Source organism: Sphaerotilus sp. (assembly GCF_041083715.1).
In the GTDB taxonomy this organism is placed as follows: Bacteria; Pseudomonadota; Gammaproteobacteria; order Burkholderiales; family Burkholderiaceae_C; genus Sphaerotilus.
In genome coordinates, this window is the sequence record NZ_JBFPGY010000015.1 from 1 (window position 1) to 4,374 (window position 4,374).

Below are 4,374 nucleotides of genomic sequence, written 5' to 3' on the forward strand. Positions count from 1 at the left end.
GGCTGTGGAGAACTGGCACTGCTGCGGCTGGCTGCGAACCGACTGGACACGCTGCCGCCCTGGCTGCTGTCGATGCCTCGGCTGGCCTGGATCGCCTTGGCTGGCAACCCTGTTTTCCACAGGATTCACCACAGCCTCCACAGGGCGGATATTCCACAGATCTCCTGGGAAAATCTGTGCATGCACCGAGTTCTTGGCGAGGGAGCATCCGGTGTTGTCCACAAAGCGATGTGGACAATCGGTGAACAGTTATCCACCGCTGTGGCAGTGAAACTGTTCAAGGGATCGGTGACCAGCGATGGCCTGCCGGACAGCGAGATGGCGGCCACCATCGCCGCTGCCGGACACCCCGGGTTGATCGGCGTGGAGGGCGTTGTCCACAACCCGGCCGACCCCACGCCAGGTCTGGTGCTGCCGCTGCTCGACCCGTCGTTCCAGCCACTGGCCGGGCCGCCGAGCTTCGTCTCTTGCAGCCGCGATGTCTATCCCGATGGGTTCGCCCTTTCTGTGGACAAGCTGTTGATAATTGTGCGCTCCGTGGCCAGTGCAGTGGCCCATCTGCACGCCCGCGGGCTGGTGCACGGCGACCTGTACGGCCACAACATCCTGTGGAACGGAATGGACCGGGCGTTGCTCAGCGACTTCGGCGCCGCATCGTTCTTCGACCCTGGTGGCCGCGCCACGGCCGAGGCACTGCAGCGGCTGGAAGTGCGTGCATTCGGTTGTCTGCTGGAAGAATTGCTGGCCGCTGTGCACAACCCGGCCGATCCGCGCTGCACGGGGCTTGCCGCGTTGTGCCGGGCCTGCCTGCAGCCGCAGGTGACGCAGCGGCCGCTGTTCTCAGACCTGGTCGACGCGCTCGCCGATCTGGGCTGACGCGGCTTCGGCCGTGGCGGCGAAGTGGCCGACGAACGCGCCGAACGCGGACAACAGCGGCGCATACCGCGCGGGCGCCTGTTCGAGTTGCACCAGCGCGAGGCAGGTCGCTTCCAGTGTGGACAACTGGTCGGGCCGGTGTGCCTTGCGGATCGTGTACTGCGAAGGCGGGGGCTCGGCCAGCGCGAACCGTGGCAGGCGCTGCAACGCCGGGTTCAGGTGCAGCAGCTTGCGGCTCTTGCGCCAGGTGCCGTCCAGCACGACCAGACGCAGTCGCTCTGCTTCGGCGGGAATGGGTGCGTGATCCACAGTCTGCGCGGGGCCTGGGTCTTCCGGATACAGCAGCACGCTGGTCCGGTTGCCTGCGTGCAGCAGGGTGTCCAGGGCGACAGCGTCGAACTGCTCGCCTGTGGACAACCTGCTGTTTGCCAGACTCTGCAGCAGCAGCACAGCGCTGCCCTTGGCCTGCCCGGTCTCGAGCGGATGCTGGAGGATCAGCACCTCGACGGTGTTGTCCACAGGCGTGGTCCAGCGGCACAGGCAGGTGCGCAGCGGGCGGACACATTGTGGACAAGTCGGACGGCGGGGATGTTCCATGGCGGACAGCAAGGCAAGGCGGATTGCGCGAAGATCCACCCATGATCGCCGTTTCCGTCCTCGACCTCGCCCCCATCACCGCAGGCAGCGATGCCGCGACCGCGTTGCGCCACGCGCTGGACCTTGCGCAGCATGCCGAACGCTGGGGCTACCGCCGCTACTGGCTCGCCGAACACCACAACATGGCCGGGCTGGCCTGCTCCGCCACGGCGGTGCTGGTCGGCCACATCGCCGGCGGCACCTCGACGATCCGCGTCGGCTCCGGTGGCGTGATGCTGCCGAACCATGCGCCGCTGGTGGTCGCGGAGCAGTTCGGCACGCTGGCCACGCTCTACCCCGGGCGCATCGACCTCGGCCTCGGTCGCGCACCGGGCACCGACCAGGCCACTGCCCGCGCATTGCGCCGCCATCTGCACAGCAGCGACGAGGACAGTTTTCCACAGGACGTGATGGAGCTGCAGCGCTACCTCGGCGAGCCGGAAGCCGGCCAGACCGTGCAGGCCATTCCCGGCACCGGCACGCACGTGCCGATCTGGCTGCTCGGCTCCAGCCTCTACGGCGCGCAACTGGCCGCCTACCTGGGCCGTCCATTCGCCTTCGCCTCGCATTTCGCGCCGGACCTGCTGACGCAGGCACTCGACATCTACCGCAGCACCTACCGCCCGTCGGTCAGTTATCCACAGCCATACGCCATGGTCGGCACCAATGTGATCGCCGCCGACACCGACACCGAGGCGCAGAAGTTGTTCACATCGATCCAGCAGCGCTTCCTTGGCATGGTGCGCAACCAGCGCGGGCCGCTGCCGCCGCCTGTGGACAACATGGACACGCTGTGGAGCCCGGTCGAGCGCCGGCAGGTCGAGCGGATGCTGTCCGTGGCGGTGGTCGGCTCGCCCGCGACGGTGCGCGACGGGTTGAGCGCGCTGGTCGAGCGCACGGGTGCGGACGAACTCATCATCGCCGGGGCCACGCACGACCACGCGGCGCGGCTGCGCTCCTACGAGCTGATCGCGCAGTGCGCGACCGACGTGGTGCCTGCGGTCACTCCTTGATCAGACCTTGACTGGCACGTCCTCGATCCGTTCGTAGACCGGCAGGCCGCGCGCCCTGGCCCGCGCCACGTCCTGGTCCGCTCCGCGCGATTCCCCGGGAATGCGCAGCACCGCGTCGCAGCGCGACAGCAGCCGCTCGGCCACCGGGTACTGGTATTGGTGGAACACCTCGTCGCCATGCGTGCGCCCGCCTGCCGCGTGGATGATCGGCAGCGCCACCCACTCGCCGATCATCGCCAGGTGCCCGCGCTCGTAGAGAGGCAGCGCCGTGGCTTCCATGCGGGCCAGGTTGGCAGCGATGCGCTGCGGGTCGCCATCGGTGCCGGAGAGGTAGGGGCCGGCGATCAGGATCAGCAGTGTGCGGTCGGTGGTGGATGCGTTTTTCATCGTGCAATCTCGTGCATGAATGTAGATGTTCATGCAATCTACTATGATCCCTGCACCATGTCCACGACCCTCCTCACCCGCCAGCGCCAGCAGTTCATCCTCCAGCGTCTCGCCCGCGACGGTCAGGTCGTCGCCAAGGCGCTGAGCGAGGAATGGCAGATCTCCGAGGACACGATCCGCCGTGACCTGCGCGAACTCGCGCGGGAAGGGCGGCTGCAGCGCGTGCATGGCGGTGCGCTGCCGGCTTCCGCGGCCATCGGCGACATGGCCGTGCGCCGCCAGGTGGCGCCCGATGCCAAACAGGCGCTGGCACGGCGGGCAGCGGCGCTGATCCAGCCCGGACAGGTGGTGCTGCTCGATGGCGGCACGACCACGACGGCGCTGGCCCGCGCCCTGCCACCCGAGCTGCACGCCACCGTCGTCACCCACAGCCCGACCATCGCGGTCGAACTCGGCGAGCGTGGCGACCACCCGCACATCGAGGTCATCCTGCTCGGCGGGCGGCTGTTCAAGCATTCGATGGTCACGGTCGGCGCGACCACGATCGAGGCGGTGCGCCACCTCCGCGCCGACCTCTGCTTCATGGGCGTCACCGGCATCCACGCCGAGGCGGGGCTGAGCACGGGGGACTTCGAGGAGGCCGCCATCAAGCGGGCGCTGCACGCATGTGCAGCCGAGACGGTGGTGATGGCGTCGCCGGAGAAGCTCGGGGCGGCGTCGGCCTATGTGGTCGCACCGGCGGTGGAGGTGGCGACGCTGGTGGTGGCCGCTGACACGCCGCTGGTCAGCGTGGCGCCGCTGCAGGCGCTGGGGATCGAGGTGCTGTGGGCATAGCGGGACGGCTGGTCTCAGGGGTCTGCGCCAGAAGGTCGACCAGGAACTGCACGAAACTGCGGTCGATCTTGAGGTGGTCGAAGCGGAAACGCTGCAGGTAGGCCAGCGACGAAAAGCCGGGCCCGAAGTCGTCCAGTGCCAGCCCGACGCCGAGCGCACGCATGTCCTGCAGCGTCGCGGTCAACCCGAACTCCAGCCGTCCGGCGGGCAGTTCGGTCATGGCGAGCACCTGCCGCACTTCGTCGATCAGGTGGCGACTGCGCAACTGCACGAGCGACAGGTTGACACTCACCCGCAGCGGTTGCGGCCAGCGCACGGCGTCGGCACAGGCCTGGCGCAGCACCCAGGCTCCGATCGGCACGATGAGCCCGGTTTCCTCTGCCAGCGGAATGAAGGACAGCGGAGCCGTCTCGCCCTGCGTCGGGTGCGCCCGTGCGGGTGTCGAACACAGGCTGGTAGACGAGGTGCAGTTCCCGCTGGCGTTCTGCCTCGAACTCGGCTTGGCCACTGGCGACGAACTGCCGCGAGGTGGCGAGCATGCCGGCGATCAGCAACCGAAGCTCGTCCGACCGATGCACATAGAGCCACGCCATCCCTGCGCCGTACACCAGGCCCAGCGTGAGGCAGG

The 4,374-nt window shown here is 68.3% G+C and carries 7 protein-coding genes; 4 read left to right on the forward strand and 3 right to left on the reverse strand.

Features of this window, described 5'->3' with window-relative positions; all coding sequences use genetic code 11:
• Positions 1–180: 180 nt before the first annotated feature.
• Positions 181–876, forward strand: coding sequence for a protein kinase (locus AB3X43_RS00580; RefSeq protein ID WP_369427957.1), 696 nt, complete (start codon positions 181–183; stop codon positions 874–876).
• Here AB3X43_RS00580 and AB3X43_RS00585 read toward each other — a convergent pair.
• Entirely contained in the window at positions 841–1,473 is a 633-nt protein-coding gene (locus AB3X43_RS00585; protein ID WP_369427953.1) for a tRNA-uridine aminocarboxypropyltransferase, read from the reverse strand. The genes AB3X43_RS00580 and AB3X43_RS00585 overlap by 36 nt on opposite strands.
• Positions 1,474–1,514: 41 nt before the next feature.
• Here AB3X43_RS00585 and AB3X43_RS00590 point away from each other — a divergent pair, with 41 nt between their 5' ends.
• Positions 1,515–2,525 (forward strand): LLM class flavin-dependent oxidoreductase, encoded by a 1,011-nt coding sequence (locus AB3X43_RS00590; protein WP_369427954.1) that lies wholly within the window; start codon positions 1,515–1,517, stop codon positions 2,523–2,525.
• Here the strand turns inward: AB3X43_RS00590 and AB3X43_RS00595 are convergent, their stop codons facing one another.
• Positions 2,526–2,912, reverse strand: coding sequence for a DUF4406 domain-containing protein (locus AB3X43_RS00595; RefSeq protein ID WP_369427955.1), 387 nt, complete (start codon positions 2,910–2,912; stop codon positions 2,526–2,528).
• Between the two features lie 57 nt (positions 2,913–2,969).
• Here AB3X43_RS00595 and AB3X43_RS00600 point away from each other — a divergent pair, with 57 nt between their 5' ends.
• Entirely contained in the window at positions 2,970–3,746 is a 777-nt protein-coding gene (locus AB3X43_RS00600) for a DeoR/GlpR family DNA-binding transcription regulator (protein ID WP_369427956.1), read from the forward strand.
• Here the strand turns inward: AB3X43_RS00600 and AB3X43_RS00605 are convergent.
• Entirely contained in the window at positions 3,697–4,197 is a 501-nt protein-coding gene (locus tag AB3X43_RS00605; protein ID WP_369427958.1) for an EAL domain-containing protein, read from the reverse strand. The two genes, AB3X43_RS00600 and AB3X43_RS00605, sit on opposite strands and share 50 nt — an antisense overlap.
• Here AB3X43_RS00605 and AB3X43_RS00610 point away from each other — a divergent pair.
• Positions 4,109–4,374 (forward strand): hypothetical protein (locus AB3X43_RS00610; protein WP_369427959.1); only part of this gene is annotated, 266 nt, incomplete at its 3' end. The genes AB3X43_RS00605 and AB3X43_RS00610 overlap by 89 nt on opposite strands.

Bases quoted from the DNA above. Each gene is read 5' to 3' on its own strand.
- AB3X43_RS00595 (WP_369427955.1), bottom strand. From the start codon at position 2,912: ATGAAAAACGCATCCACCACCGACCGCACACTGCTGATCCTGATCGCC.
- AB3X43_RS00590 (WP_369427954.1), top strand. From the start codon at position 1,515: ATGATCGCCGTTTCCGTCCTCGACCTCGCCCCCATCACCGCAGGCAGC.
- AB3X43_RS00600 (WP_369427956.1), top strand. From the start codon at position 2,970: ATGTCCACGACCCTCCTCACCCGCCAGCGCCAGCAGTTCATCCTCCAG.
- AB3X43_RS00585 (WP_369427953.1), bottom strand. From the start codon at position 1,473: ATGGAACATCCCCGCCGTCCGACTTGTCCACAATGTGTCCGCCCGCTG.
- AB3X43_RS00580 (WP_369427957.1), top strand. From the start codon at position 181: ATGCACCGAGTTCTTGGCGAGGGAGCATCCGGTGTTGTCCACAAAGCG.